This is a genomic window from Pseudomonas sp. FeS53a (genome assembly GCF_000931385.1).
Lineage (GTDB): Bacteria > Pseudomonadota > Gammaproteobacteria > Pseudomonadales > Pseudomonadaceae > Metapseudomonas > Metapseudomonas otitidis.
In genome coordinates this window covers 47,204-72,481 of sequence record NZ_JYFT01000038.1, presented here as the reverse complement: position 1 = coordinate 72,481, position 25,278 = coordinate 47,204, and the positions used below count along the sequence as shown (strand labels likewise).

Here is a 25,278-nt window from a genome sequence, read left to right as displayed (position 1 = left end):
TTTTAAAGAGCGTTTCGATCAAGTCTTTCGCCTCAACCGAGGCCGCGCATTCTACAGCAGCCTTTCTTTCTGTCAAGCTGTTTTTCGAAGAATTTTTTCTTTCTACTCAACAACTTGCGCATCCGTCGAAACACTCTTCAACATCAGCGGGAGGCGAATCATACAGCATTCAAGCTCGCTGTCAACACCCCTCTTCAGCAATCAACCTGGCTGGCAGATCAATCACCGCGAATCCGCAACCACTCCGGACCGCACCCCACCTCAAACACCTAACTCATTGATTTTCAAGGAGTTTTCGTTGTCCGCCGTGGGAGTGGTGCGCATTATAGAGACCTCAGCCACGGCGTCAACACCTATTTTCGAAAAATCACTCCGCCTTCAGCGAGATGCGCGCGAACGCCTTCTTACCCGCCTGACATACATGACTTTTGCCCAGCTCGAACACGAACGAGCGATCAACCACCTGCCCATCGACGCGCACACTGCCTGCCGCCAAGAGATCACGCGCCGCAGCAGCGTTCTTCACCAACCCTGCCTTATTAAGGACAGACGACACCGGCATACCCTCGGATGCGAGCAACTCCACCTCAGGCAGGTCGTCCGGAAGCTCACCATCCTTCATGCGATTGCCGGCCGAGCGATGAGCGCTGGCCGCCGCCTCTTCACCATGGAAGCGAGCCACGATCTCCTCAGCCAGTTTGATCTTGATGTCACGAGGATTGGCCCCCGCCTCAACATCACGCTTGAACTGCTGAATTTCATCCATGGAGCGGAAACTGAGCAACTCGAAGTAACGCCACATCAAACTGTCTGGCATCGACACGAGCTTGTTGTACATGACGCCCGGCGCTTCCTGGATGCCCACATAGTTCCCCAAGGACTTGGACATCTTCTTGACCCCATCGAGCCCTTCGAGCAACGGCATGGTCACGATGCACTGGGACGCCTGCCCATAGGCACGCTGCAATTCGCGCCCCATCAACAGGTTGAACTTCTGGTCGGTACCGCCCAACTCGACATCGGCGCGAAGCGCAACAGAGTCATAGCCCTGCACCAACGGGTAGAGGAACTCATGGATCGCAATCGGTTGGTTGGTGGCGTAGCGCTTGCTGAAGTCATCCCGCTCCAGCATCCGCGCCACTGTGTACTGGGAAGACAGGCGAATGAAGTCAGCCGGCGACAGCTGATTCATCCAGGTGGAGTTAAACGCCACCTCGGTCCGTTCGGGATCCAGGATCTTGAAAACCTGCGCCTTGTAGGTCTCCGCATTCTCCAGCACCTGCTCTCGAGTCAACGGAGGGCGAGTGGCACTCTTGCCGCTGGGATCACCGATCATCCCGGTGAAGTCCCCGATCAGGAAAACCACCTGATGCCCCAGCTCCTGAAACTGACGCAGCTTATTAATAAGGACGGTGTGCCCCAGGTGCAGATCAGGTGCCGTCGGATCGAAGCCGGCTTTGATGCGCAGCGGACGCCCCGTCTTGAGCTTCTCGATCAGCTCCGCCTCGACCAGTACTTCTTCCGCACCGCGCTTGATAAGCGCAAGCTGCTCCTCAACCGACTTCATGTAAGGCCCCGTGCCACGTAAAAACAAAAGGGAACCAAACATACAAGATCGCTGACTAATTACAAGTTCTGCGCCCGCAGCCAGACCGACCGCCGAAAGGTCGGTTCCCGAGGTTGCCTGAGGGCTTATTTGATTATATTTTAGGCAGTTAGATCACTTTCTTAATAACACCACACGCCATGACGCATAACGTTCCCAAAGCGCCGCGCTATCCGAAGAGCCATCTGCTGGCCGCAAGCGGTGTAGCTGCGCTTCTGAGCCTGGCCTTGCTGGTGTTCCCGTCTCGGGAAGTCGAGGCGAAGAAGACCTACATCAATCTGGACATGGACAACAGCGCCGAAGCGCTGATTCAGGAGAGGGACGATCTCCGACAGGGCCTATCCAGCGAAGGCGAGTCAAGCATTCCCTTTGCCACCATCGAACCGTCCGCGGATGCCAAGGACAGCGCAGCTAGCGATTCCAGCATGGATGAGCAGGATGCTTCCACATCAGCCTCCTCCCAGAGCACACCTGCCGATCCTGGCCTGAAGACCGTCAAGGTCGATAGCGGCGATACCCTGTCCACGCTGTTTGCCAAGGTCGGTCTCTCGGCGAGCGTGCTTCACGAGATTCTCGACAGCAGCAAGGATGCCAAGTCGCTCACCCGCCTCAAGGTCGGTCAGCCCTTCGAATTCCGGCTGACCCCGGAAGGCGAGTTTCAGAGCCTCCATTCCCAGCTGAGTGACCTGGAAGCCATCACGCTCACCAAGACCGAGAAGGGTTACGACTTCAAGCGCGATATTGCCAAGCCTGATATTCATTCGGCTTACGCGCACGGTGTGATTGACAGCTCGCTGTTTCTTTCCGCCAAACGTGCCGGCCTCTCCCACAACCTGACCATGGACCTGGCCAACATCTTCGACTACGACATCGACTTCGCACTCGATATTCGAGAAGGCGACGAGTTCGAGGTCATCTATGAGAAGAAGACCGTCAATGGCAAGGAAGTAGGCTCGGGTGCCATCCTCGCAGCGCGGTTCACAAACCGCGGCAAGACCTACACCGCTGTCCGTTTTGCCAATGCCCAAGGTATCGCCAGCTATTTCCGTGACGATGGCACCGCGATGCGCAAGGCCTTCATCCGTACCCCTGTAGACTTCGCTCGGATCAGCTCCCGCTTCTCGCTGGGCCGCAAGCACCCCATCCTGAACAAGATCCGCGCGCACAAGGGCGTCGACTACGCCGCTCCACGCGGAACACCGATCAAGGCAACGGGTGATGGCAAGGTCATGCTCGCTGGGCGCCGTGGTGGCTACGGCAATGCCGTGATCATCCAGCACAGCGGCAAGTACCGCACCCTCTATGGGCACATGCAGGGCTTCGCCAAAGGCATCAAGACCGGCGTGAGCGTCAAGCAGGGCCAGATCATCGGCTACATCGGCACCACCGGCCTCTCGACCGGCCCGCATCTTCACTACGAGTTCCAGGTCAACGGCGAGCACGTCGACCCGCTCAGCGTGAAGCTCCCCATGGCCGATCCGCTCATCGCCAGCGAGAAGAAGCGCTTCCTGCAACTGAGCAAACCGCTTATGGCACGCATGGACCAGGAAAAGGCCACCATGCTTGCCCAGAACAAGCAGCAGTAAACGCATGCCGTACTACATCGGGGTCATGTCCGGTACCAGCCTGGACGGACTGGACATCGCCCTGATTGCGCAAGATAACCGCCCACGGCTTCTCGCCTCCCATTACATCCCCATGCCTGGCGACCTGAAGGACGCCCTTCTTGCACTGTGCGCCCCCGGCGAGGACGAACTCGCCCGTGCAGCCCTGGCGGAACAACGCTGGGTACGACTCGCGGCACAGGGTATCCAGCAACTCCTCCAGCAAGCAGGGCTCGGCCCCGATGCCATTCGGGCAATAGGCAGTCACGGCCAGACGGTACGCCACGAGCCTGGCCGGGGATTCACGATCCAGATCGGCAACTGTGCGCTCTTGGCGGAGCTGACCGGCATTACCGTTGTCGGTGACTTTCGTCGCCGGGACATGGCCGCAGGCGGGCAAGGCGCCCCATTGGTCCCTGCCTTCCATGAAGCCCTTTTCGGCAACGACTGTCATCGCGCCGTTCTGAACGTTGGAGGCTTCAGCAATCTTTCGCTTCTGCAGCCAGAGCGCCCGGTCTTCGGCTTCGATTGTGGCCCCGGCAATGTCCTGCTGGATGCCTGGATAGCCCGCCATCAGGGCAAGCCCTACGACGCGGATGGCGAATGGGCCGCCAGCGGCAACATCGACACAGCCCTGCTCCAGGCACTGATGGCAGACGAATTCTTCCTCGCTCAAGGCCCCAAAAGTACGGGAAGAGAGCACTTCAACCTGCCCTGGCTGGACGACAAGCTGGCACGAATGGACACGCCGCCTTCTGCCGCGAACGTCCAGGCCACCCTGCTGGAGTTCACCGCACGCACGGTCATCGACGCCCTGCAGGCGGCTCAGCCGCGCACTGATGAGCTGCTGGTGTGCGGCGGTGGCGCGCGAAATCGCGCCCTGATGAAGCGATTGGCCGACTTGCTCCCCTCTACCCGGGTTTGCAGCACCGATGAAGCCGGCGTATCTGCGGACTGGATGGAAGCCATGGCCTTTGGCTGGCTCGCCCACTGCTGCCTGGAAGGCATACCCGCCAATCGCCCAAGCGTGACTGGCGCCCAGGGCCCCCGCATCCTCGGCGCGATCTACCCCGCCTGAAACGAAAACGCCGTGCATGAGCACGGCGTTCGTAGCCAAAGTCCGATCAGATCGAGAAGGACTGCCCACAACCGCAGGTAGTGGCCGCATTGGGGTTCTTGATCACGAAGCGCGAGCCTTCCAGACCTTCCTGGTAATCCACTTCGGCGCCTGCTAGGTACTGGAAGCTCATGGGGTCGACTACCAGGCTCACACCGTCACGCTCGACGATGGTGTCATCGTCCGCCACGTCTTCATCGAAAGTGAAACCGTACTGGAAACCGGAACAACCGCCACCGGTGACGAAGACGCGGAGCTTCAGGCGCGGATTGCCTTCTTCATCGATCAGGTTCTTCACCTTGCTTGCGGCTCCCTGGGTGAACATCAGGGCGGTAGGGGTGAAGGATTCGACACTCATGATGCAACTCTCCCGGCTTGACGCCGCCATACTGCGCTATGGCGCCGCATTATCCGCTTACCCTAGAAAACTGGTCAACTATTAAGCATCGGCCTCATCGACCCGCGATGGCAGCTCGAGCGGCTTGGCGGACTCCTTGATCTGGCCCAGGCGCCCGTCGATCTGCGCGCCCATGGCCATCTCCATCAGTCCATACAACACCGTACCCTTCACCCGCGCCCGTGCGCCCAGTTCCAAGTGCTCGCTGGCGTACACATCACCCTGCACCTCACCATCGATGATGACGTGGGGGGCACGGATCTCACCCTGGACCAACCCGTCCACGCTGATGCGCACCATGCCTTCCACGGCAGACAAATTGCCCGTCAGGCGCCCATCCACCTGCACCGCGCCCTGGAAGCGCAGATCGCCCACCAGCTCGGCCCCTGTCGCGATGATGCTGGTCTTGCCGCTATAGCGCTGCAGGTCTGCCTTGGGTTTCTGCTTGTTCCACATAGGTTCATGACTCCTCGTCGGTCCAGTCGAACGTGCGCGTCAGCGGCTCACGCTGCCCCTCCACCCGCGCGCTCACCTCGATGCGACGTGGAACGAAGCCTTCCGGCAACTCCAGTTCGATGAAGCGCCCGGCATCGGGAATGGCCTGGAAATACTTGAATGAAAAACGCACACCGCCCTTCGGCAGGTCCTTCGCCAGATCAGCCAGGAGCAAGGCCGTCTCCTTGTTCCCCTGGCGACCCAGGATGCGAATCGATAAAGCCCCGGCGAGCGCACGCTCGTCCTTGCCCACCCGGCTCAGCATCAGCCGCATGCGGTAGCGGGACGGCGTGTCCGTGCCGTGCACCTCCAGCGCGCGAATACGCAACCCATCCGCCTGACGCTCGGGAGCCAGCACACCCTTGTAGACCGCCAGCTCCTGCTGCAGGGCAAAAACCTGCTCCTCCATCATCTTGATGGCCTGCCGGCTCTGTTCATTAGCCTGCAAGCCCAGGCGCTCGCCACTCTCCAGCACCGCCTGGCGCTGACGCAGCTGCTCCAGTTCGCTGGCCTGCTCCTGGTTCTGCTGCAGCAACTGGTCCCGCTGCTCGACCGCCTCGCGGGCACGCTTCGCCTGCTGCCAACCACCGGCGAAGAAGGAAGCCGGCAACGACAGCACCAGCACACACAGCACCAGTCTCAGCAGACGTTCACGACGTGGATCACTGACACGGACTTCCCAACTGGCCATCAGCGGGCGCAGTCCGGGGATCGGAACAGGACAGAGAAGGCAAGAGCCATGCGAAATCACCTGGCCAGAGCGGCCCATTGCAAAGGCGCCGATGATAAAGCCCGATCCGCCATGGGCCAACCGCCGGGGTGACGCGCTGCCGCCTGAGCCTCTACTATCGGACCGATCTCACACAACGGACATTTTCCATGCCCTACCTCTGGCTGAAGGCCTTCCACATCATCGCCGTCGTCTGCTGGTTCGCCGGCCTCTTCTACCTGCCGCGCCTGTTCGTCTATCACGCCGCAGCGGAGGACCAACCCAGCCGAGAGCGCTTCTGCATCATGGAGCGCAAGCTCTACCGCGGCATCATGGGCCCCTCGATGATTGCCACCCTCCTGCTGGGCGGCGCGATGCTGTACCTCAACCCTGGCTGGTTCAGCCAAGGCTGGCTGCACGCCAAACTCACCCTCGTGGTGCTGCTGATCGGTTACCACCACGCCTGCGGCGCGATGCTCAAGCGCTTCGCCCGTGGCGAGAACGCCCGCAGCCATGTCTTCTACCGCTGGTTCAACGAAGTCCCTGTGCTCTTCCTGCTGGCCATCGTCATTCTGGTCGTGGTCAAGCCCTTCTGATCCCATCCAAGAGGACTGTCGGATGTCACTGCCCGCCCTGCTCGAGAATCGCCTGCGTCTGCCCCTCGTCACCGCTCCGATGTTCCTGGTCTCGGCACCGTCCATGGTCCTGGCCAGTTGCAACGCCGGTGTCGTCGGCAGCTTCCCCGCCCTGAACCAGCGCGAGAGCGCCGGATTCGCCGCCTGGCTTGATGAAATCGCCGCTGGCCTGACAGCCGATGCGGCCCCCTACGCCGTCAACCTGATCGTCCACGGCAGCAACCCTCGCCTGCAGGCCGACCTGGCCATCTGCGTGGAAAAGAAGGTGCCCATCGTCATCACCAGTCTGGGCGCCGTGAAGGAAGTGGTGGACGCCGTGCACAGCTACGGCGGCCTGGTGTTCCATGACGTCACCACCCGCCGCCATGCCGAAAAGGCTGCAGAAGCCGGTGTAGACGGGCTGATCGCCGTCGCAGCCGGCGCCGGTGGTCACGCCGGAACCTGGAGCCCCTTCGCACTGGTCGCCGAGATCCGCCAGTTCTTCGACAAGACCCTGCTCCTGGCAGGCTGCCTCAACCACGGCCACGAGATCCTCGCAGCCCAGCTCCTGGGAGCGGACCTCGCCTACCTGGGTACCCGCTTCATCGCCACCCAGGAAAGCCAGGCCAGCGCCGCCTACAAGCAAATGCTGCTGGACGCACGGGCGGCCGACATCATCCACACCCCGGCCGTTTCGGGCGTCCCGGCCAGCTTCATGCGCCAGAGCCTGGAGGCCGCCGGATACGACCTCGCCCGACTGAACGACAAGGCGGACGTCAACTACGGCGAGAAGCTCAAGCCCGTGAGCGATGAAGCCAAGGCCTGGAAGACCGTCTGGTCGGCGGGCCAGGGCGTCGGAGACATCCACGACCTCCCCACCGTCGCCGAGCTGGTGGAGCGCCTCGACCGCGAATACCGCGCTGCCCTCCAGCACAGCGCACGCCTGGCCCAGCCCTACCTGGGATGAAGCGCCGTCAACTGCTCGCAGGCCTCGGCGCGCTGGGCGCACTGGGGCTCTGGGCAGCGCGCCCTGCCGACCAAGGCGCGCCTCATGCCCCCTACTTCGCACAGCTGCAGGGGCTGCTGCGCCAACAGGGCGGCGGTGTGCCTCAACTGGTCATCGACCTCGACCGGCTCGACGCCAACGCAGACTTGCTGAGCAGCCGCCTCGGCGGCATGAAGCTGCGCCTGGTGAGCAAGTCGCTCGCCTCCACAGGCTTGCTCGACTATCTCTCGAAGCGCCTCGGCACCCGGCGCTTCATGGTCTTCCACCAGCCCCAGGCCAACCAGTTGGCCGAGGCATTCCCCGACAGCGACCTGCTGCTCGGCAAGCCACTGCCGGTCGCAGCCGCCCTGGCCTTCTACCAGCAGCTCGCCGCCAATGCGCCATTCGATCCGGATCGGCAGGTCACCTGGCTGGTGGACAGCCCGGAGCGCCTGGTGCAGTACCGTGATATGGCAATCGCCCTGCAGCGCCCACTGTCCATCGCCCTGGAGATCGACATCGGCTTGCGGCGCGGCGGGCACAGCTCGCCCGAGCGCCTCGCCACCAGCCTCGCGCTCGTCGAGCACTCCCCCGAAGTGCTCGATCTGCGTGGGCTGATGGGCTACGACGGCCATGTGGCCCACGCCCCCTTCTGGGTCGGAGACGCCTTCGACCAGGCCAATGCCCGCTACCGTGACTTCCTGGAACAGGCCACGCACGCCAGGAAGGCCTGGCCAGAAGCACCGTTATTGAATGGTGCCGGTAGCCTCACCTGCATACGCCATCTGACAGGCCCCAGCCCACTGAATGAGATCGCCGTAGGTTCGGTGCTGCTCAAGCCCTCGGACTTCGATGCCGAGAGCCTCGACGCCTACCAGGCCGCCTGCTGGATTGCCGCCCCCGTGCTCAAGGCAGGGAGCGGCGCCCTGCCCTACCTCGAGGACGCCCAGAGCCTTGTGAGCGCATGGAACCCGAATCGCGAACAGGCCTTCTATCTATATGGCGGTGACTGGCAAGCCATCCCGGCCTCGCCGGCAGGGCTCGCCTACGACCCGCTCTATGGCCGCAGTGCCAACCAGGAGCGGCTGATCGGCTCGGCGGCGAATGGCCTGCAGCCCGATGACTGGGTGTTTCTCCGTCCGCAGGTATCCGAGGGCCTGCTGGCCCGGTTCGGCTCCATGAGCCTGTTGCGACGCGGTCGTCTCGTCGGACGCTGGAAACCCTTGCCCACAGCGTGAAGCCCCCCGCTTTTTCTAGCCTCCCCGGCTTGTAACCTGGGCGCCCCCACCAGTACGCTTTGCCATCCTCAACCCTACAGCCGACAAGGATGCCCGCATGTCCGACGCTCGCTACAAGATCGTATTCGAAGGTGAACTGATGCCCGGTGCGGCACTGGACTCGGTCAAGGAGAACCTCGCCCGCCTGTTCAAGAGCGACGCGGACAAGATCGACGCCCTGTTCAATGGTCGCCCCGTCGCCCTGAAGCGCGACCTCGAAGACGGCGAAGCGGACAAGTACCTGGCCGCCCTGCAACGTGCCGGTGCCAACGTCCGCAAGGAACCGGACATCGCCGCCGGGCTGAGTCTGGTGGAGACCGAGGATCACCCCAACCCGGACGCCGCGCCCCAGGCAGCGGAAGACCAACCCGATATGACATGCCCCAAGTGCGGCCATACGCAGCCCAAGGCCATCGAGTGCCAGGCCTGCGGCATCGTCATCGAGAAATTCCTGGCCCGTCAGGCCCAGCTCGCCGAGAGCACGCCGGCCGTGGCAGCGCCGGTAACCCCTGCTGCAACGCCCTATGCTGCCCCCCAGGCCCAGGTCGGCGACCCCCTGCCGGAATTCGGCGACTTACGTCCCTTTGGAGTGACCGGTCGCATCGGCCGGATGCGCTATATCGCCTGGACAATGGTTCTCGTCTTAGTGGCGATGCCTGTTATGTTTTTAAGCAGTCTCGTGTTTGAGTACTCTCCGCTGGTCGGCGGGATACTTATTGCGGCGGAATTCATAGCATTGATAGTCGTTAGCGTTCAGATAAGCGTCCAGCGCCTACACGACATCGACTGGTCAGGTTGGATGTACCTGCTCAACTTCGTGCCAGTCCTGGGGTCGTTCTTCCCATTGCTGATGATGGTAGTTCCAGGCACACAGGGCCCTAACCGATATGGCCAAATACAGCCGCCGAACAGCGTCGCAGTTCTGATATTGGCCTGGATGTCCATTATCTCCGCAGTTCTCGGAACGCTTTTGATCATCGTACTCCTGATGTTCATAGGTGTAGGGGGACTAAGCGACCTCGACTCCAGGTTCTCCGACAGCAGCTACGAGATGCCGGCCGACGTGGACGGCAGCGACTATGCCGCCGCACCCGCCGACGAGGCGGAGTACTCGGACGACCAGACCGAGGAAGCCGAAGCACCGGCTGAACAGGACGACTACGAGTCGAACTGAGCAACCTCCCGGGGCCGGCGCTGTCCAACCCGGCCCCACCAGGAGATTCACGATGCCCCGCTATGCCCTCATCACCGGCGCTTCCAGCGGCCTGGGACTGGCCCTCGCAGAGGCCCTGGCTCGCCGGGGTCGCCACCTGATCCTGGTGGCTCGCCAGCGTGATGCGCTCGAGAGCATCGCCTATGAGCTGACCCAACGCTTTGGCGTCGAGGTCCTCTACCGCACCTGTGACCTCGCCGAACCTCTCCAGCTATCCGGCCTGCTGCATGAACTCAACCAGGGCGGTCGCCAGATCGACCTGCTGGTCAACAACGCCGGCATCGGCAGTGCCGGCCTCTATGTCCAGCAACCGTGGGGCCATGAGCAGGAGCTGATCGAGTTGAACATCCTCGCCCTGGCACGGCTCTGCCATGAGATCGGTGGCGCCATGGCCGGGCGGGGCGAAGGGCAGATCCTCAACGTCGCCTCCGTTGCCGGGTTCCAGCCCGGCGGCTGGATGAGCAACTACTACGCCAGCAAGGCCTACGTGCTGCACTTCTCCGAAGGCTTGCGCGAGGAGCTGAAGCGCCATGGTGTGAAGGTTTCCGTCCTCTGCCCCGGGCCCGTGCGCACCGCCTTCTTCCGCCATGCCCGCATGGCCGGGGAAAAGCTGGAGGGCTCGCCCCTGCTGATGAGTGCGGAAGAGGTGGCGTTGTACACCGTACGCGCCCTGGAAAAGAACCGCGCCATCATCATCCCGGGCTGGCGCAACCGCCTGGCGGCAAAGGCAGCACGCTTCATGCCGCGCTGGCTGACACGTCGCCTCACTGCCCGCATCAATCGCCGCTTCGTGGCCGGCTGAACGCGCCCGCTCAGTCCGCGCGCACGCAGCGACTGGCCGCCCAGCTTCGCAGGGCCGCCAACTCTTCCGACATGATCACCGACAGCGGCGCCGTCCCCTGCAATTGCTGCAGGAGCAGCGCATGGCTGACATCACTCTGCGCTGCCTGGGCGGCGTAGTACATGCCCACAACGGCCTGCTCGATCTCGGCACCGGAAAACCCATCGGACGCCGACGCCAGCGCCGACAGGTCGAACAGGGCAAGGTCCATGCCCCGGCGGGACAGGTGGATGCGGAAGATCTCCGCACGGGTCGCCGGGTCCGGCAGGTCGACGAAGAACAGCTCGTCGAAGCGACCCTTGCGCACCAGCTCCGGCGGCAGGCGATGGATGGCGTTGGCGGTAGCGATCATGAAGACCGGCGCCTTGCGCTCGGACATCCAGGTCAGCAGCGTCCCGAGCACTCGCTGGCTCACGCCCCCGTCATGGTCACCGCTGGCCAGGCCCTTCTCGATCTCGTCCATCCACAGTACGCATGGCGCCATCTGCTCGGCGAGGCGCAGCGCCTCCCGCAGGTTGCGCTCGGTCTCGCCGAAGAACTTGTTGTACAGGCAGGCGAAGTCCAGGCGCAGCAGGGGCAGCCCCCAAAGGCCGGCGACCGCTTTGGCGGCCAGGCTCTTGCCGCCACCCTGTACCCCCACCAGCAGCATGCCCTTGGGCCGGTCCTCGGCCTTGCCGTCGATGAAAGCCCCCTGGCGCTCACCGAGCCAGCGCTTGAGGTTGACCAGGCCGCCCACCTCGGCAAAGCGCGCCGTGTCGTATTCGAAACTGAGCACGCCTTCCAGATCCAGCAGCTGGAACTTGGTCTTGTTCAGTTCCGGCAGGTCTTCCTGGGTGATGGCGCCGTCATCGCAGATCACATTGCGGGCCAAGGAGCGCGCCTCACCATGGCTGAGCCCCCGCAGGTTCTTCACCACCTGCTGGAGGGTGCGGTTGTCGGTGCGCACCCGGGCGCCACGGTTGCGCTCGCTCCAGCGGGTCGCCTCCTCCCGGACGATGGCCAGCAACTCATCCTCACTGGGCAACGCCAGGGTGAAACGGGCGCTGTAGCGTTGCACCTCCGGCGGCAGGCGCAAGGCGTGGGACACCAACACCAGGGTCGGGCGCTGGGGCGAGTCGGCCATGGCCACTTCTTTCAGCAGGCGTACCAGCCGGGGGTTGTCCTCCAGGAACGGGTGCAAGTCACACATCACGTACAGGCTGGACTGAAGGTCACCCTTGATCAGGCGCAGGGCCTTCTCGGGGTCGACCGTCTCCTCGCCCCCCAGGGGCTCGCCGCCGAAGCCGAGACGCTGCAGGCCCTCGGTCACCGACCAGGTGAACAGGCTCATGCCCCGCTTGACCGCGAGGGTGGTGAGAGTCTCCAGCACGCGCTGCTCATCCCAGGACTCGATGACGATGAGCTTGACCTTGGAATCGAGCACCAGGCCCAGGTCGTGGATGTCGTTCTTCACACAGGCTCCTTGTGGGGTTCCGCTGCTGGCCGGAGTCGATGGTCCGCCGCTAGACTCGGGCGATTCTTATATCAGCCCGGAGAATCCAGGTGGACTGTCTGTTCTGCAAAATCGTCGCTGGGCAGATCCCGGCGCGCACGTTGTACGAAGACGATCACGTTGTCGCGTTCCATGACATCGGCCCACAGGCGCCGGTGCACTTCCTGGTCATCCCCAAGCGACACATCGAAACCCTCAACCACCTCACCGAGGACGACCGTGAGCTGGCCGGCCACATCCTGTTCACGGCACAGCGCCTGGCCCGGGAGCAGGGATGCGAAGAAGGCTTCCGCGTGGTGATGAACTGCAACGAACTGGGCGGGCAGACGGTCTATCACATCCATATGCACGTGCTCGGGCAACGCCAGCTGGACTGGCCCCCGGGCTGAGCCTCGAGTCAGCGGGCAGCGCCGGAATGCGACTGATCCCGATCAAGCCCGGCGGGGAGCAATGGAGTAAACTCTCCGCCAGTTTTCGCCTGTCGAGGTGCCCCATGGCTACCGAACGTCACTACTCTCCCGCCGACCGCCTGCTGCTGCAGGCCGATGCCGCCCTCAAGACCCTCCTGCCGTTCAAGGGCCAGCCTTACCGCCCGTCCCCCGCCAACCTGCAGGACGATGCGCCGATGAACGAGGACGATACGCGCCACGTAGCCGGCCTGATGCGCATCAACCACACCGGCGAGGTCTGTGCCCAGGCGCTGTACCAGGGCCAGGCGCTGACCGCCAAGCTGCCAGAAGTGCGTCAGGCAATGGAGCACGCCGCCGAGGAAGAGATCGACCACCTGGTCTGGTGCGAGCAGCGCATCCGTGAACTGGGCAGCCGCCCCAGCGTGCTCAACCCGCTGTTCTATGGCTTGTCGTTCGGCGTGGGTGCCATGGCCGGCCTGATCAGCGACCGCGTGAGCCTGGGCTTCGTCGCGGCCACCGAGGACCAGGTCTGCAAGCACCTGGACGAGCACCTGCACCAGATCCCGCCGCAGGACGCCAAGAGCCGCGCCATCCTCGAACAGATGCGGGTCGACGAGGAACACCACTCCACCACCGCCCTGGAAGCCGGCGGCCTGCGCTTCCCCGCCCCGGTGAAGTTCGGCATGACGCTGCTGTCCAAGGTGATGACCAAGAGCACTTACCGGATCTGATCCGGGCACAGCACGTGAAAACAAAAGGGCGCCATTCGGCGCCCTTTGTCATTCCAGCTCGCTGCCCTCAACGGGGCATATTGCGGGCATAGAAGATTTCCAGCATCTCGTGGCGCACGCGCTCTTCCACCTGCTGGCGCTGTTCAGCGGTCAGGTTGGAGGTGGCATCGCCGAACAGATAGTTATCCAGTTCGAAGTCCTTGAGCAGCATCTTCGTGTGGAACAGGTTCTCCTGGTACACATTCACGTCGGTCATCTGGTACGCGTCGCGGGTGTCGTCGGACAGGTAGTTCTGGATCGAGTTGATCTCGTGGTCGATGAAGTGCTTGCGCCCTTCGACGTCACGGGTGAAGCCGCGCACGCGATAGTCGACGGTGACGATGTCGGAGTCGAACTGGTGAATGAGGTAGTTCAGGGCCTTGAGCGGCGAAATCACGCCGCAGGTGGACACGTCGATGTCCACGCGGAAGGTCGCGATGCCTTCCACCGGATGGATCTCCGGGTAGGTGTGAACGGTGATGTGGCTCTTGTCCAGGTGGGCCAGGATCGTCTCGGGCAACGGGCCGGGGGATTCCTCGATCTGGCTGTCGGTGGGCGTCACCGGCTGCTCGGAAATGAGGATGGTGACGCTCGCACCCTGGGGATCGTAATCCTGCCGGGCGATGTTGAGGATGTTGGCACCGATGATGTCGACCACGTCGGTGAGGATCTGGGTCAGGCGCTCGGCGTCGTACTCTTCGTCGATGTACTGGACGTAGGCCTGCTGGTCCTCGGGGGTTTCCGCGTAGCAGATGTCATAGATGTTGAAGCTCAAGGTCTTCGTCAGGTTGTTGAACCCGTGGAGCTTGAGTTTGCTTTTCACCGTTTGTGAACTCTCGTCGTGTGCGGCTCTGCCGCGTGGTTGAGCATGCCCGTCAGAAGCGCACGACACTTCTGCGTAGGACGGTTTACACCTCTTCGCGATGGCGATTGTGGTTATCGGTTCTGGGGCAGAAGGCCCCTGGAATTCGAGGGGGCGCATTATGCAGATGACGAAAGCCATCTACCAGAGTTTGCGCCCCCAATATGATGATCGGATGTCGATGGCTCAGCCGAGTTCGACGATCTCGTAGTCGTGGGTGATCTCGACGCCCGCCCGCCCCAGCATGATGGAGGCGGAGCAGTACTTCTCGGCGGACAGTTCGACGGCCCGCTTGACCTGGGCTTCCTTGAGGCCGCGCCCTTTCACCACGAAATGCACGTGGATCTTGGTGAACACCTTCGGGTCCTCGCCGGCACGCTCGGCTTCGAGGAACGCCTCGCAACTTTCCACCGGCTGGCGCGACTTCTTGAGGATGCTCACCACGTCGAAGTTGGTGCAGCCGCCCAGCCCCAGCAGGAGCATCTCCATCGGCCGCACGCCGAGGTTGCGGCCACCGCTTTCCGGCGGACCATCCATCACCACCGCATGGCCGCTGCCGGACTCGCCGAGGAACAGGGCCTCGCCCGCCCACTGGATACGCGCTTTCATCACCAGACTCCAGGCTCTGAGAAAAAGGGGCGCCAGCTTATCACAGCGCCTGGCGGCACCCCGGCGTCACATACGCTGGTCGAATAGTTCCCCGGCAGTTGTTATCTGCGTCTCAAAATCGGCTCACCGGTCACGGTGCGTCTGTTAAGCTGACGTCGGATAACTGGCACACTTAGCCAGATAACTAATAAGAAAGTGCCTGTTGGACAAGGGCTTATCTATTTATATTTCGGGACTCGGGCATGGTAGCTATTACCCTCACTCCAAAGATCAAGAACCTCGACAAGCTTCTCGCGCATTGTCACCGCCGCCGTTACACCGCCAAGAGCACCATCATCTATGCGGGCGACCGCTGTGAAACGCTCTTCTTCATCATCAAGGGCTCCGTCACCATTCTCATCGAGGACGACGACGGCCGTGAAATGATCATCGCCTACCTCAATGCCGGGGACTTCTTCGGCGAGATGGGCCTGTTCGAAAAGGAAGGCGCCGAGAAAGAGCGCAGCGCCTGGGTCCGCGCCAAGACCGAGTGCGAAGTGGCCGAGCTCAGCTACGCCAAGTTCCGCGAACTGACGCAACAGGACCCGGAAATCCTCTACGCCCTGGGCAGCCAGATGGCCGACCGCCTGCGCAACACCACCCGCAAGGTGGGTGACCTGGCCTTCCTCGACGTGACCGGCCGTGTCGCTCGCACCCTGCTGGACCTGTGCAAGCAGCCCGATGCCATGACCCACCCGGACGGCATGCAGATCAAGATCACCCGTCAGGAAATCGGCCGCATCGTCGGCTGCTCCCGCGAGATGGTCGGCCGCGTGCTCAAGAGCCTGGAGGAACAGGGCCTGGTGCACGTCAAGGGCAAGACCATGGTGGTCTTCGGGACCCGCTGAGACGCGCATATGAAAAAGCCGGCAGGACGCCGGCTTTTCCATGTGCACATCGATCAGTTCGGGTCGGCGCTCAGCTTGACCCGCCCACGCTCCGGGAAGAACAGGCGACGCAATTCGGTCCCGGGCTCCTCGGCACGCATGAACGCCTCGCCCACGAGGAAGGCATAGACCTCGCTGACTTCCATCAGCTCGACATCCGCCCGGTTGAGAATCCCACTCTCGGTGACGACGATGCGGTCGCGCGGGATGCGCGGCAGCAGGTCCAGGGTGGTCTCCAGGCTCACGTCAAAGGTGTGCAGGTTGCGGTTGTTGATGCCCACCAGCGGCGTATCCAGGGTCTTCAGTGCCCGCTCCAGCTCATCGCCATCGTGCACCTCCACCAGCACATCCAGCCCCACGTCCTTCGCCGTGGCAGCCAGCTCCGCCATCTGCAGGTCGGACAACGCCGCAGCGATCAGCAGGACGCAATCGGCCCCCAACGCACGGGCCTCGACGACCTGATAGGGGTCGATGAGGAAGTCCTTGCGGATCACCGGCAGCGAGCAGGCTGCCCGGGCTTCCTTCAGGTACTCGTCGGCACCCAGGAAGAAATCCACATCGGTGAGCACCGACAGACAGGTGGCACCACCGTCCTGGTAGCTACGAGCGATCTGCGCGGGCACGAAATTCTCGCGGATGACGCCCTTGCTCGGGGACGCCTTCTTCACCTCGGCAATGACCGCCGGCTCGCGCCGCGCCACCTTGTCCTGCAAGGCCCGGGCGAACCCGCGCGGTGCGTCGGCCGAACGGGCCAGCGCTTCCAGTTGGCTCAGCGACGTGCGGGCACGCCGCTCGGCGACTTCCTCGGCCTTGCGGGCGAGGATCTTTTCTAGGACGGTCGGGACGCTCACGCTTCGTTCTCCACTCGGAACACCGCGGTGAAGGAGGCCAGCTCCTCCAGCTTCTCGCGGGCAAGGCCGGTGTGCAGGGCATCGTGGGCCAATTGCACACCCTCTTTGAAGGTGCTCGCATGGTCCGCCGCATAAAGCGCGGCGCCAGCGTTGAGCACGATCATCTCTGCGGCCTTCTGGCCGTTCTCGGTCTTGCGACGCCCCAGGGCATCGCGGATCAGTTCAAGGGACTGCTGCGGGCTGTCCACGGTCAGGCCGATCAGGCTCTGGCTCTTGATGCCGAAGTCCTCCGGCTGCACCTGGTATTCGGTGACCACACCGTCCTTCAGCTCGGCCACATGGGTCGGCGCCGCCAGGCTCAGTTCGTCCAGCCCGTCCTTGGAATGCACCACCAGGATGTGCTGGCTGCCCAGGCGCTTGAGCACCTCGGCCAGCGGCCGGCACAGCGCCTGGCTGAACACCCCCACCACCTGGTGCTTCACCCCGGCCGGATTCGTAAGCGGGCCGAGCATGTTGAACAGCGTGCGCAGCCCCAGCTCGCGGCGCGGGCCGGCGGCGTACTTCATCGCCTTGTGGTGGACCTGGGCGAACATGAAGCCGACGCCAACATGCTCGATGCAGCGGGCCACCTGTTCGGGCTTCAGGTCCAGGTAGATGCCGGCGGCCTCCAGCACGTCGGCGCTGCCGGTCTTGCCGGACACCGCGCGGTTGCCGTGCTTGGCCACCTTGCCCCCTGCCGCCGCGACCACGAAGGTCGCCGCCGAGGACACGTTGAAGATGTTGGCGCCATCGCCGCCGGTGCCGACCACGTCCACCACGCGATCCAGGCTCGACAGTTCCACACGGCTGGCCAGCTCACGCATCACCGACACGGCCCCGACGATCTCGTCGATGGTCTCGCTCTTCATGCGCATGCCCATCAGGAAGGCACCGATCTGCGCGTCGGTGCACTGCCCGGTCATGATCTGGCGCATCACCGCCTGCATTTCCTCGGTGGTCAGGTCCAGTTGGTTGACCACGCGGCCGAGGGCTTCCTTGATGTCCATGTCAGCGTACCCCGCCCTGTTGCTTGAGGAAGTTGGCGAACAGCTCGTGCCCCTGCTGGGTGAGTATGGACTCCGGATGGAACTGCACACCCTCGATGTTCAGGGTCTTGTGGCGCAGCCCCATGATCTCGTCCACCGAACCGTCTTCGTGCTGGGTCCAGGCGGTCATCTCCAGGCACTCCGGCAGGGTTTCGCGCTTGACCACCAGCGAGTGGTAGCGGGTCACCGTGAGCGGATTGTTCAGGCCCTGGAACACGCCCTGGTCATGGTGGAAGACCGGGCTGGTCTTGCCGTGCATCGCCTGGCGCGCCCGCACCACATCGCCGCCGAAGGCCTGGCCGATGCTCTGGTGGCCCAGGCACACGCCCAGGATCGGCAGCTTGCCGGCGAAATGCAGGATGGCCTCCAGCGACACGCCCGCCTCGGTGGGGGTGCACGGGCCCGGGGAGACGACGATGCGCTCGGGCTTGAGCGCCTCGATCTGGGCGATGCTCAGCTCGTCATTGCGGATCACATGGACATCGGCACCCAGCTCGCCCAGGTACTGCACCACGTTGTAGGTAAAGGAGTCGTAGTTATCGATCATCAGCAACATGGCAGGGTCCTCAGGCGTCGGTCTTGGTGGTCTGCTCAGCGAGCGCCACGGCACGGAACATGGCGCGGCGCTTGTTCAGCGTCTCCTCCCATTCCAGTGCGGGGACCGAGTCGGCAACGATGCCGGCGCCAGCCTGCACGTGCAGTTGCCCATCCTTGATGACCGCCGTGCGGATCGCGATGGCGGTGTCCATGTTGCCGTTCCAGGCCAGGTAGCCCACGGCACCTCCGTAGACGCCACGCTTGACCGGCTCGAGCTGGTCGATGATCTCCATTGCACGGATCTTCGGCGCACCCGACAGGGTGCCCGCCGGCAGGATCGCCCGCAGCGCATCCATCGCGGAGACGCCGTCCTTCAGCTGGCCGGTGACGTTGGAGACGATGTGCATCACGTTGGAGTAGCGCTCGATCACCATCTTCTCGGTGACCTTCACCGAACCGGTGGCGGACACGCGCCCCACGTCATTGCGGCCCAGGTCGATCAGCATCAGGTGCTCGGCCAGCTCCTTGGCGTCGGACAGCAGGTCCTCTTCCAAAGCCCGGTCGGCATCCTCGGTGGCGCCACGAGGACGGGTGCCGGCAATGGGGCGCACGGTGACCAGGCCATCCTCGACCCGCACCAGCACCTCCGGCGAACTGCCCACCACATGGAAGTCGCCGAAGTTGAAGAAGTACATGTAGGGCGTCGGGTTGAAGCAGCGCAGCGCCCGGTAGAGGTCGATCGGCGCTGCCTCGAAGGGCACCGACATGCGCTGGGAGATCACCACCTGCATGCAGTCGCCCGCCAGGATGTATTCCTTGATCTCGCCCACTGCCCGCTCGTAGTCCTCGCGGGTGAAGCTGGAGCGGAAGTCGCTCTGCAACTCCACCGGCAGGCTCGGGTCGACACCCAGGCGCGGTACCACCGGCTGGCGGAGTGTCTGCCGCAGCGCATCGAGGCGGGCCTGGCCCTGCTCGAAAGCGTCTGGCTGGCTCGGGTCCACCAGCACGATGGCGTGCAGCTTGCCCGCCAGGTTGTCGAACACGATCACCGCATCCGACACCATCAGCAGGATGTCCGGCGTGCCCAGGGGGTCAGGGTTCGGGCAGTTGGCCAGGCGCTTCTCGACATAGCGCACGCAATCGTAGCCGAAGTAACCCACCAGGCCGCCGTTGAAACGCGGCAGGCCGTCGATGGGCGCAACCTGGTAACGCTCCTTGAACGCCTCGACGAAGGCCAGCGGGTCTTCGCTGTCCACGGCCTCCACCACCTGGTCATCGACGCTGACGCTGACCTTCGCGCCATGGGCGCGCAGCACGGTGCGACTGGCCAGGCCGATGATGGAGTACCGCCCCCATTTCTCGCCGCCCTGGACCGACTCCAGCAGGTAGGAGTACGGCGCATCGGCCAGCTTCAGGTAGAGGGAAAGAGGGGTGTCGAAGTCCGCCAGGGTTTCGAAGGCGAGCGGGATGCGGTTGTAGCCTTGGGCGGCCAAACGCAGGAATTCATCGCGGGTCATGATCTGCCTCGTGGGGCGAGGAGCCCAGGTGGGCTCCTGGATAAAAGACGTCGGTGTGCAAGCGCGCCGGACCGGTCCGGCCAGAATGGAATCAGGCGCGCCAGCGCCAACGGGCCACGGCCTTGATGATTCGCATGGAGGCTCGTTCGAGCCAGAGCTTGCAGGGAACCAGCACGTTTCTATCTCTTCTATGAGGCAGATGATCTGGGGAGTCGGGCGACATTAGCGCAGCGCCGTGTGCGGCGCAACCGCCAGGCAGCAGCTCGCGCAGGTCGTCCACCACCAGTGCCGGCTCCTCCTCGTCGATGGGCCGACCGTGGTTGTAGCCGTAGCTCAGCGCCACGCACTTGACCCCCGCTGCCTTGGCGGCCAGCACGTCGTTGCGCGAGTCACCGATGAACAGCGCCTCGTTGCGACTGACCCCGGTCATGTGCATCACATGCAGCAGCGCAGCCGGGTCCGGCTTCTGCTGGGGCAGGGTGTCGCCAGCGATGATCAGCGGGAAGTAGCGCCCCAGCTTCATCTGGTCCAGCAACGGCGCCACGAAACGCTCGGGCTTGTTGGTGATCAGCGCCAGCTCGATCTTGCGCTTGCGCAACCACTTCAGGGTTTCCGCCACGCCCGGGTAGACCTCGGTCAGCGCATGGCTGTCGGCATAGGCCTCCAGGAAGATCTCCAGGGCTTTCTCCGCGTCCTCGTCATGCACGGCGCTGTGGTCGATACCACCGGCCAGGGCCCGGCGCACCAGCACCCGCGCACCATTGCCGACCCAGTCGCGCACGCGCTCGACCCCGGCGGGTGGACGCCCGAGGCTGACCAGCATGCGGTCCACCGCGGCGGCCAGGTCCGGCACCGAATCGATCAGGGTGCCGTCCAGGTCGAACATCACCAGACGCGGCAGGCGGCCGTCGAACAGCCGTTGCAGCGCGTTCATCAGGCCTGGGCCAGCTCGGCGCGCATGGCGGCGATGACTTCGGCGTAGTCCGGCGCATTGAAGATGGCCGAGCCGGCGACGAAGGTGTCGGCACCTGCGGCAGCGATCTCCCGGATGTTCTTCACGTTCACCCCACCGTCGATCTCCAGGCGGATGTCGCGGCCCGAGGCCTCGATCAGCGCACGGGCTTCGCGCAGCTTGTCCAGGGTGCCGGGGATGAATTTCTGCCCGCCAAAGCCGGGGTTCACGCTCATCAGGAGGATCATGTCCACCTTGTCCATCACGTACTTCAGGCTGTCCAGCGGAGTGGCCGGGTTGAACACCAGGCCGGACTTGCAGCCGCCGTCGCGGATCAGCTGCAGGGAGCGGTCGATGTGCTGGGTCGCTTCCGGGTGGAAGGTGATGTAGGTGGCGCCGGCTTCGATGAAGTCGCCGATGATGCGGTCCACCGGGGAGACCATCAGGTGCACGTCGATGGGCGCGGTGACGCCGTACTTGCGCAGCGCCGAACACACCATCGGGCCGATGGTCAGGTTGGGCACGTAGTGGTTGTCCATCACGTCGAAGTGGACGATGTCGGCGCCGGCAGCGAGCACCTTGTCCACATCCTCGCCCAGGCGTGCGAAATCGGCGGACAGGATCGACGGGGCGATGGCGAAGGGTTGCATGAGAGACCTCGGTGCAGAATCACGGTGGCGCGGATTGTAGCCGCATTCGTTTTTCACCGGTGACAATCGCGACATTCAGTCCTGAATGCGACAGACAGAGGAGCGAAGAATGGGTGCCTATACAACGGTGGCTGGCTGGATCGAACTGGATTACTCACTCACGACTGAAGAAATCGCAGGGTGTATTGAGACCACAGGGGAAGACGTTGCGAGACTGCTGAATGACGATCAGAAAGCGCTTTATCGAGGCGGCTGGATGATTCAACCCGAAGCGATCAACGGTTCTCGATTCGTGTTCTTTGGTGCGCCGATCAGAACGGCAGCCATTCCCTACATCCGATCCCAGGTGATGGCGCTTTCACGTTTGGTAGCGTGCGGCGATGACTACACCATCCACCCGAGCGGCCATTTTCTTCTGACTGAGGACGGCACTCACGGCATCCCGGATACGGAGTGGATCATCGAAGAGGGGCACATCAGCGACAGGCTGAAGTGAGTGCGCGCCTGGGAGCGCGCATGAGCGCAGGGCCACGCCCTCGTCGTGAACGAGCACAACGAGGGAGCCGCCCTATATGGAAGTCACTCCGGCATGGAGGTACGCATCTTCTCGCTGCGACCGCGCAGCCACTCCAGGGTCAGCAGCAGCACCACCGAGAAGCCGATCAGCAGGGTTGCCGCCGCGGCGATGGTGGGGCTGAGGTTCTCGCGGATGCCGCTGAACATCTGCCGGGGCAGGGTCGCCTGCTCGGGGCCGGCGAGGAACAGGGTCACCACCACCTCGTCGAAGGACGTGGCGAAGGCGAACAGCGCCCCGGAGATCACACCCGGCGCGATCAGCGGCAGGGTGACGCGGAAGAACGTGGTCAGCGGCGGCGCACCCAGGCTGGCGGCGGCACGCACCAGGTTGTGGTTGAAGCCCTGCAAGGTGGCCGACACGGTGATGATCACGAAGGGCACACCCAGCACGGCGTGGACCATGATCAGCGACAGGTAGCTGTTGCCCAGGCCCATCGGCGCGAAGAACAGGTAGCTGGCGACACCGACGATCACCACCGGCACCACCATCGGCGAGATCAGCAGGCTCATCACCAGCGCCTTGCCGCGGAACTCGCCGCGGGTCAGGCCGATGGACGCCAGGGTGCCGAAGACCATCGCCAGCAGGGTCGCGGCGGGCGCCACGATCATGCTGTTGGTCAGCGAGCGCATCCACTCGGCCGAGCTGAAGAAGTCGGCGTACCAGCGCAGGGAGAACCCCTGCAGCGGGTACACCAGGAAGGTGCCGGAGTTGAACGACAACGGCACGATCACCAGCACCGGCAGGATCAGGAACAGCAGCACCAGGCCGCAGAGGATGCGCAGGGTGTAGAACCACAGGCGCTCGACCGGGGACATGTAGGGACTCAGCATTTCTTATCTCCTCAACCCAGGCGCAGGCGGCCGGCGCCCACCAGCCAGCTGTAGACGACGTAGAGCACCATGGTGGCCAGCAGCAGCATCCCGCCCAGGGCGGTGGCCATGCCCCAGTTGATGGTGGTGTTGGTGAAGAAGGCCACGAAGTAGCTCACCATCTGGTCGTTCGGGCTGCCCAGCAGCGCGGGGGTGATGTAGTAGCCGATGGACAGGATGAACACCAGCAGGCAGCCCGCGCCCACGCCGGCCACGGTCTGCGGGAAGTACACCCGCCAGAAGCTGGCGAACGGGTGGCAGCCCAGGGAGATCGCCGCCCGCATGTAGCTGGGGGAGATGCCCTTCATCACGCTGTAGATCGGCAGGATCATGAACGGCAGCATGATGTGCACCATCGCCACGTACACGCCGGTGCGGTTGAACACCAGCTGCAGCGGCTGATCGATCAGGCCCAGCTTGAGCAGCGCGCCGTTGATCAGGCCGCCGGATTGCAGCAGCACGATCCACGCCGCCACGCGCACCAGGATCGAGGTCCAGAACGGCAGCAGCACCAGGATCATCAGCAGGTTGCTCTTGCGCGTCGGCAGCGTCGCCAGCAGGTAGGCCAGCGGGTAGGCCAGCGCCAGGCAGATCAGGGTGATCACCGCGCCCATCCAGAAGGTGCGGGCGAAGATATCCAGGTAGATGGCCTGGTCCGGCGTGGCCGGGGCCACCTCGCCGAGGTCGTCGATGCGATGGTCGACGGCCGCCAGCAGGTAATAGGGGGTCAGGTTCGAGGCGTTGCGGCGAATGGCCTGCCAGTAGGCCGGGTCGCCCCAGCGCTCGTCGAGCCCTTCCATGGCGTCCTTGTAGGAGCCCGGTTCGCTCTTGAACGGCAGTGCACGCGCGGTCTTGGCCATCAGGCTGCGATAGCCGGCCAGTTCCATGTTCAGGCGCTTGGACAGGTCACCGATGGTCTGGTTCTTGCGCGCATCGACCAGGTCCAGGGCCAGGGCCTTGTAGACCGGCTCGGCGGGCAGGGCCTTGCCGTCCCAGGTGCCGATGGCTTCCACGGTACGCGGCAGGGCAGACACCACCTCGGGGTTGCTCACGCTCTTGTAGAGCAGCGCGCCGATGGGCACCAGGAAGGTCAGCAGAAGGAACAGCAGCAAGGGCAGGATCAGCGCCTGGGACTTCAGGCGGTTGACCCGTTCGGCACGCGCAAGGCGCTGCTTCAGGGTCGGGCCGGTGACGACAGTGGCCATGGCGAACTCCGGTGGATCTCTGGGTACTCCCCTCCCCCGCGAGGAGGAGGGGATGTGCTGGGTGGCCGGTTACTTGGCGGCCCAGGAGTTGAAGCGCTGCTCCAGCTGCTCGCCGTAGTCAGCCCAGAAGGTGACGCTCATGGCGACCTGGTCCTTGATGTTCTCCGGAGTGGTCGGCATGTCCTTGAGCAGCGCCTTGTCCAGCAGCGGCACCGCCTGGGTGTTGGCCGGGCCGTAGGCGATGTTCTCGGAGTAGATCTTCTGCTGCTCGGGCTTGACCGAGAAGGCGATGAATTTCAGCGCAGCGTCCTTGTCCTTGGCCCCTTTCGGGATGGCCCAGGCGTCGAAGTCGTAGATGCCACCGGCCCAGACGATCTTCAGGTTGCTTTCCTTCTGCACGGCAGCGATGCGGCCGTTGTAGGCGGAGCTCATGACCACGTCACCGGAGGCGAGGAACTGCGGCGGCTGGGCGCCGGCTTCCCACCACTGGATGCTGGGCTTGATCTGGTCCAGCTTCTTGAAGGCGCGGTCCTGGCCTTCCTTGGTGGCCAGCACGGTGTAGACGTCCTTGGGCGCGACGCCGTCGGCCATCAGGGCGAATTCCAGGGTGTACTTGGCACCCTTGCGCAGGCCGCGCTTGCCCGGGAACTTGCTGGTGTCCCAGAAATCGGCCCAGCCGGTGGGGGCGGTCTTCAGCTTGTCGGCGTTGTAGGCCAGCACGGTGGACCAGACGAAGAAGCCGACGCCGCAGGGCTGGATGGCCCCCGGGACGAAGTCTTCCGCCTTGCCGAACTGAGCCGGGTCCAGCTCCTCGAACAGCCCCTCGTCGCAGCCACGGGCCAGCTCGGGGGACTCCACTTCCACCAGGTTCCAGGACACGCTGCCGGTGTCGACCATGGCCTTCACCTTGGCCATCTCGCCGTTGTACTCGCCGGCGATGATCTTGTTGCTGGTGGATGCCTGGAAGGGTTCGTAGAACGCCTTCACCTGGGCATTCTTGTTAGCGCCGCCGAAGGACACGACGGTCAGGTCGGCTGCCATGGCCTGTGCGGCGCATGCCAGCCCCAACGCAAGGGCAGTGAGCTTCAAGGATTTGGACATTGTTGTT

General features: G+C 63.7%; 27 protein-coding genes and 1 pseudogene. 12 read left to right on the top strand and 16 right to left on the bottom strand.

The annotated features are described in order from the left end of the window. Nucleotides 1-281 (top strand): annotated as a pseudogene (locus tag SZ55_RS28665) (hypothetical protein); the annotation flags it as partial. 86 nt (nt 282-367) lie between these two features. On the opposite strand, the gene tyrS reads toward SZ55_RS28665, so the two are convergent. Then, nucleotides 368-1,567, bottom strand: coding sequence for a tyrosine--tRNA ligase (gene tyrS / locus SZ55_RS11545; RefSeq protein ID WP_044405742.1), 1,200 nt, complete (start codon nt 1,565-1,567; stop codon nt 368-370). A 179-nt stretch (nt 1,568-1,746) separates the two neighbouring features. Between tyrS and SZ55_RS11540 the strand changes: the two genes are divergently transcribed. Next, nucleotides 1,747-3,192 carry a peptidoglycan DD-metalloendopeptidase family protein gene (locus SZ55_RS11540; RefSeq protein WP_044405738.1) on the top strand — a complete coding sequence of 482 codons (1,446 nt, stop codon included), beginning with the start codon at nt 1,747-1,749 and terminating at the stop codon, nt 3,190-3,192. A 4-nt stretch (nt 3,193-3,196) separates the two neighbouring features. Beyond that, on the top strand, nt 3,197-4,288 hold the full coding sequence (locus tag SZ55_RS11535) for an anhydro-N-acetylmuramic acid kinase (RefSeq protein ID WP_044405736.1): 1,092 nt from the start codon (nt 3,197-3,199) through the stop codon (nt 4,286-4,288). 46 nt (nt 4,289-4,334) lie between these two features. Here the strand turns inward: SZ55_RS11535 and erpA are convergent, their stop codons facing one another. The 3 genes from erpA to SZ55_RS11520 all read right to left on the bottom strand — a co-directional run bounded on the left by erpA (nt 4,335) and on the right by SZ55_RS11520 (nt 5,910). Further along, the gene (erpA, locus tag SZ55_RS11530; protein WP_044405735.1) at nt 4,335-4,685 is read right to left on the bottom strand and encodes an iron-sulfur cluster insertion protein ErpA; all 351 of its coding nucleotides are present in this window, start codon (nt 4,683-4,685) and stop codon (nt 4,335-4,337) included. A gap of 81 nt (nt 4,686-4,766) precedes the next feature. Next, entirely contained in the window at nt 4,767-5,180 is a 414-nt protein-coding gene (locus SZ55_RS11525) for a bactofilin family protein (protein ID WP_044405734.1), read from the bottom strand. Nucleotides 5,181-5,184: 4 nt separating this feature from the next. Continuing rightward, nucleotides 5,185-5,910, bottom strand: a complete 726-nt coding sequence (locus SZ55_RS11520) for a DUF6776 family protein (RefSeq protein WP_044405733.1) — start codon at nt 5,908-5,910, stop codon at nt 5,185-5,187. Nucleotides 5,911-6,098: 188 nt separating this feature from the next. Here SZ55_RS11520 and hemJ point away from each other — a divergent pair, with 188 nt between their 5' ends. From hemJ to SZ55_RS11495, 5 genes are all read left to right on the top strand, one after another. After that, the gene (hemJ, locus tag SZ55_RS11515) at nt 6,099-6,524 is read left to right on the top strand and encodes a protoporphyrinogen oxidase HemJ (protein WP_044405731.1); all 426 of its coding nucleotides are present in this window, start codon (nt 6,099-6,101) and stop codon (nt 6,522-6,524) included. A gap of 22 nt (nt 6,525-6,546) precedes the next feature. Continuing rightward, complete coding sequence (locus tag SZ55_RS11510) at nt 6,547-7,509, top strand: NAD(P)H-dependent flavin oxidoreductase (RefSeq protein WP_044405729.1); 963 nt, start codon at nt 6,547-6,549, stop codon at nt 7,507-7,509. Then, nucleotides 7,506-8,765 (top strand): alanine racemase, encoded by a 1,260-nt coding sequence (locus SZ55_RS11505; RefSeq protein ID WP_044405728.1) that lies wholly within the window; start codon nt 7,506-7,508, stop codon nt 8,763-8,765. Before SZ55_RS11510 ends, SZ55_RS11505 begins: the two co-directional genes overlap by 4 nt. 97 nt (nt 8,766-8,862) lie before the next feature. Continuing rightward, nucleotides 8,863-9,978 (top strand): DUF805 domain-containing protein, encoded by a 1,116-nt coding sequence (locus SZ55_RS11500; RefSeq protein WP_044405727.1) that lies wholly within the window; start codon nt 8,863-8,865, stop codon nt 9,976-9,978. Nucleotides 9,979-10,030: 52 nt separating this feature from the next. Beyond that, a complete protein-coding gene (locus tag SZ55_RS11495; protein WP_044405725.1) occupies nt 10,031-10,819 on the top strand; it encodes an SDR family NAD(P)-dependent oxidoreductase in 789 nt (262 codons plus the stop codon). Between the two features lie 10 nt (nt 10,820-10,829). On the opposite strand, the gene SZ55_RS11490 is transcribed toward SZ55_RS11495, so the two are convergent. Next, nucleotides 10,830-12,311, bottom strand: coding sequence for an AAA family ATPase (locus tag SZ55_RS11490; RefSeq protein WP_044405724.1), 1,482 nt, complete (start codon nt 12,309-12,311; stop codon nt 10,830-10,832). Nucleotides 12,312-12,400: 89 nt separating this feature from the next. Between SZ55_RS11490 and SZ55_RS11485 the strand changes: the two genes are divergently transcribed. Together SZ55_RS11485 and coq7 are read left to right on the top strand one after the other, a co-directional pair. After that, complete coding sequence (locus SZ55_RS11485) at nt 12,401-12,739, top strand: histidine triad nucleotide-binding protein (RefSeq protein ID WP_044405722.1); 339 nt, start codon at nt 12,401-12,403, stop codon at nt 12,737-12,739. Nucleotides 12,740-12,843: 104 nt separating this feature from the next. Then, nucleotides 12,844-13,491, top strand: coding sequence for a 2-polyprenyl-3-methyl-6-methoxy-1,4-benzoquinone monooxygenase (gene coq7 / locus SZ55_RS11480; protein WP_044405720.1), 648 nt, complete (start codon nt 12,844-12,846; stop codon nt 13,489-13,491). Between the two features lie 67 nt (nt 13,492-13,558). Here the strand turns inward: coq7 and speD are convergent, their stop codons facing one another. Both speD and SZ55_RS11470 read right to left on the bottom strand, forming a co-directional pair. Further along, nucleotides 13,559-14,353: an adenosylmethionine decarboxylase gene (speD, locus tag SZ55_RS11475; protein WP_044405718.1), complete on the bottom strand. Its 795-nt coding sequence runs from the start codon at nt 14,351-14,353 to the stop codon at nt 13,559-13,561. A gap of 225 nt (nt 14,354-14,578) precedes the next feature. Continuing rightward, a complete protein-coding gene (locus tag SZ55_RS11470) occupies nt 14,579-15,001 on the bottom strand; it encodes an OsmC family protein (protein WP_044405717.1) in 423 nt (140 codons plus the stop codon). A 242-nt stretch (nt 15,002-15,243) separates the two neighbouring features. Here SZ55_RS11470 and crp point away from each other — a divergent pair, with 242 nt between their 5' ends. After that, the gene (gene crp, locus SZ55_RS11465; RefSeq protein WP_044405715.1) at nt 15,244-15,888 is read left to right on the top strand and encodes a cAMP-activated global transcriptional regulator CRP; all 645 of its coding nucleotides are present in this window, start codon (nt 15,244-15,246) and stop codon (nt 15,886-15,888) included. Nucleotides 15,889-15,941: 53 nt separating this feature from the next. On the opposite strand, the gene trpC is transcribed toward crp, so the two are convergent. The 6 genes from trpC to rpe all read right to left on the bottom strand — a co-directional run bounded on the left by trpC (nt 15,942) and on the right by rpe (nt 21,519). Further along, on the bottom strand, nt 15,942-16,778 hold the full coding sequence (gene trpC, locus SZ55_RS11460; RefSeq protein WP_044405713.1) for an indole-3-glycerol phosphate synthase TrpC: 837 nt from the start codon (nt 16,776-16,778) through the stop codon (nt 15,942-15,944). Then, entirely contained in the window at nt 16,775-17,824 is a 1,050-nt protein-coding gene (gene trpD / locus SZ55_RS11455; protein ID WP_044405711.1) for an anthranilate phosphoribosyltransferase, read from the bottom strand. Before trpD ends, trpC begins: the two co-directional genes overlap by 4 nt. Nucleotide 17,825: 1 nt before the next feature. After that, the gene (locus SZ55_RS11450) at nt 17,826-18,419 is read right to left on the bottom strand and encodes an aminodeoxychorismate/anthranilate synthase component II (RefSeq protein WP_044405709.1); all 594 of its coding nucleotides are present in this window, start codon (nt 18,417-18,419) and stop codon (nt 17,826-17,828) included. Nucleotides 18,420-18,429: 10 nt separating this feature from the next. Next, the gene (gene trpE / locus SZ55_RS11445) at nt 18,430-19,917 is read right to left on the bottom strand and encodes an anthranilate synthase component I (protein WP_044405708.1); all 1,488 of its coding nucleotides are present in this window, start codon (nt 19,915-19,917) and stop codon (nt 18,430-18,432) included. 91 nt (nt 19,918-20,008) lie between these two features. Next, the gene (locus SZ55_RS11440) at nt 20,009-20,851 is read right to left on the bottom strand and encodes a phosphoglycolate phosphatase (RefSeq protein WP_044405707.1); all 843 of its coding nucleotides are present in this window, start codon (nt 20,849-20,851) and stop codon (nt 20,009-20,011) included. Continuing rightward, entirely contained in the window at nt 20,851-21,519 is a 669-nt protein-coding gene (gene rpe, locus SZ55_RS11435) for a ribulose-phosphate 3-epimerase (protein WP_044405705.1), read from the bottom strand. The genes SZ55_RS11440 and rpe overlap by 1 nt, the downstream gene beginning before the upstream one ends. A 109-nt stretch (nt 21,520-21,628) precedes the next feature. On the opposite strand from rpe, the gene SZ55_RS11430 reads away from it, so the two are divergent. Further along, complete coding sequence (locus tag SZ55_RS11430; RefSeq protein ID WP_044405703.1) at nt 21,629-22,015, top strand: hypothetical protein; 387 nt, start codon at nt 21,629-21,631, stop codon at nt 22,013-22,015. An 83-nt stretch (nt 22,016-22,098) separates the two neighbouring features. On the opposite strand, the gene SZ55_RS11425 is transcribed toward SZ55_RS11430, so the two are convergent. From SZ55_RS11425 to SZ55_RS11415, 3 genes are all read right to left on the bottom strand, one after another. Continuing rightward, complete coding sequence (locus SZ55_RS11425) at nt 22,099-22,926, bottom strand: ABC transporter permease (RefSeq protein ID WP_044405701.1); 828 nt, start codon at nt 22,924-22,926, stop codon at nt 22,099-22,101. A gap of 11 nt (nt 22,927-22,937) precedes the next feature. Next, nucleotides 22,938-24,170, bottom strand: coding sequence for an ABC transporter permease (locus SZ55_RS11420; protein ID WP_044405700.1), 1,233 nt, complete (start codon nt 24,168-24,170; stop codon nt 22,938-22,940). Between the two features lie 69 nt (nt 24,171-24,239). Continuing rightward, nucleotides 24,240-25,271, bottom strand: coding sequence for an ABC transporter substrate-binding protein (locus SZ55_RS11415; RefSeq protein WP_044405698.1), 1,032 nt, complete (start codon nt 25,269-25,271; stop codon nt 24,240-24,242). Between the last annotated feature and the right edge of the window lie 7 nt (nt 25,272-25,278).

What these genes read in the sequence shown, in the direction of transcription:
- tyrS (WP_044405742.1), bottom strand. Translation starts at nt 1,567, where the DNA reads ATGAAGTCGGTTGAGGAGCAGCTTGCGCTTATCAAGCGCGGTGCGGAA.
- SZ55_RS11540 (WP_044405738.1), top strand. Translation starts at nt 1,747, where the DNA reads ATGACGCATAACGTTCCCAAAGCGCCGCGCTATCCGAAGAGCCATCTG.
- SZ55_RS11535 (WP_044405736.1), top strand. Translation starts at nt 3,197, where the DNA reads ATGCCGTACTACATCGGGGTCATGTCCGGTACCAGCCTGGACGGACTG.
- erpA (WP_044405735.1), bottom strand. Translation starts at nt 4,685, where the DNA reads ATGAGTGTCGAATCCTTCACCCCTACCGCCCTGATGTTCACCCAGGGA.
- SZ55_RS11525 (WP_044405734.1), bottom strand. Translation starts at nt 5,180, where the DNA reads ATGTGGAACAAGCAGAAACCCAAGGCAGACCTGCAGCGCTATAGCGGC.
- SZ55_RS11520 (WP_044405733.1), bottom strand. Translation starts at nt 5,910, where the DNA reads ATGGCCAGTTGGGAAGTCCGTGTCAGTGATCCACGTCGTGAACGTCTG.
- hemJ (WP_044405731.1), top strand. Translation starts at nt 6,099, where the DNA reads ATGCCCTACCTCTGGCTGAAGGCCTTCCACATCATCGCCGTCGTCTGC.
- SZ55_RS11510 (WP_044405729.1), top strand. Translation starts at nt 6,547, where the DNA reads ATGTCACTGCCCGCCCTGCTCGAGAATCGCCTGCGTCTGCCCCTCGTC.
- SZ55_RS11505 (WP_044405728.1), top strand. Translation starts at nt 7,506, where the DNA reads ATGAAGCGCCGTCAACTGCTCGCAGGCCTCGGCGCGCTGGGCGCACTG.
- SZ55_RS11500 (WP_044405727.1), top strand. Translation starts at nt 8,863, where the DNA reads ATGTCCGACGCTCGCTACAAGATCGTATTCGAAGGTGAACTGATGCCC.
- SZ55_RS11495 (WP_044405725.1), top strand. Translation starts at nt 10,031, where the DNA reads ATGCCCCGCTATGCCCTCATCACCGGCGCTTCCAGCGGCCTGGGACTG.
- coq7 (WP_044405720.1), top strand. Translation starts at nt 12,844, where the DNA reads ATGGCTACCGAACGTCACTACTCTCCCGCCGACCGCCTGCTGCTGCAG.
- SZ55_RS11470 (WP_044405717.1), bottom strand. Translation starts at nt 15,001, where the DNA reads ATGAAAGCGCGTATCCAGTGGGCGGGCGAGGCCCTGTTCCTCGGCGAG.
- crp (WP_044405715.1), top strand. Translation starts at nt 15,244, where the DNA reads ATGGTAGCTATTACCCTCACTCCAAAGATCAAGAACCTCGACAAGCTT.
- trpD (WP_044405711.1), bottom strand. Translation starts at nt 17,824, where the DNA reads ATGGACATCAAGGAAGCCCTCGGCCGCGTGGTCAACCAACTGGACCTG.
- SZ55_RS11450 (WP_044405709.1), bottom strand. Translation starts at nt 18,419, where the DNA reads ATGTTGCTGATGATCGATAACTACGACTCCTTTACCTACAACGTGGTG.
- trpE (WP_044405708.1), bottom strand. Translation starts at nt 19,917, where the DNA reads ATGACCCGCGATGAATTCCTGCGTTTGGCCGCCCAAGGCTACAACCGC.
- SZ55_RS11440 (WP_044405707.1), bottom strand. Translation starts at nt 20,851, where the DNA reads ATGAACGCGCTGCAACGGCTGTTCGACGGCCGCCTGCCGCGTCTGGTG.
- rpe (WP_044405705.1), bottom strand. Translation starts at nt 21,519, where the DNA reads ATGCAACCCTTCGCCATCGCCCCGTCGATCCTGTCCGCCGATTTCGCA.
- SZ55_RS11430 (WP_044405703.1), top strand. Translation starts at nt 21,629, where the DNA reads ATGGGTGCCTATACAACGGTGGCTGGCTGGATCGAACTGGATTACTCA.
- SZ55_RS11425 (WP_044405701.1), bottom strand. Translation starts at nt 22,926, where the DNA reads ATGCTGAGTCCCTACATGTCCCCGGTCGAGCGCCTGTGGTTCTACACC.
- SZ55_RS11420 (WP_044405700.1), bottom strand. Translation starts at nt 24,170, where the DNA reads ATGGCCACTGTCGTCACCGGCCCGACCCTGAAGCAGCGCCTTGCGCGT.
- SZ55_RS11415 (WP_044405698.1), bottom strand. Translation starts at nt 25,271, where the DNA reads ATGTCCAAATCCTTGAAGCTCACTGCCCTTGCGTTGGGGCTGGCATGC.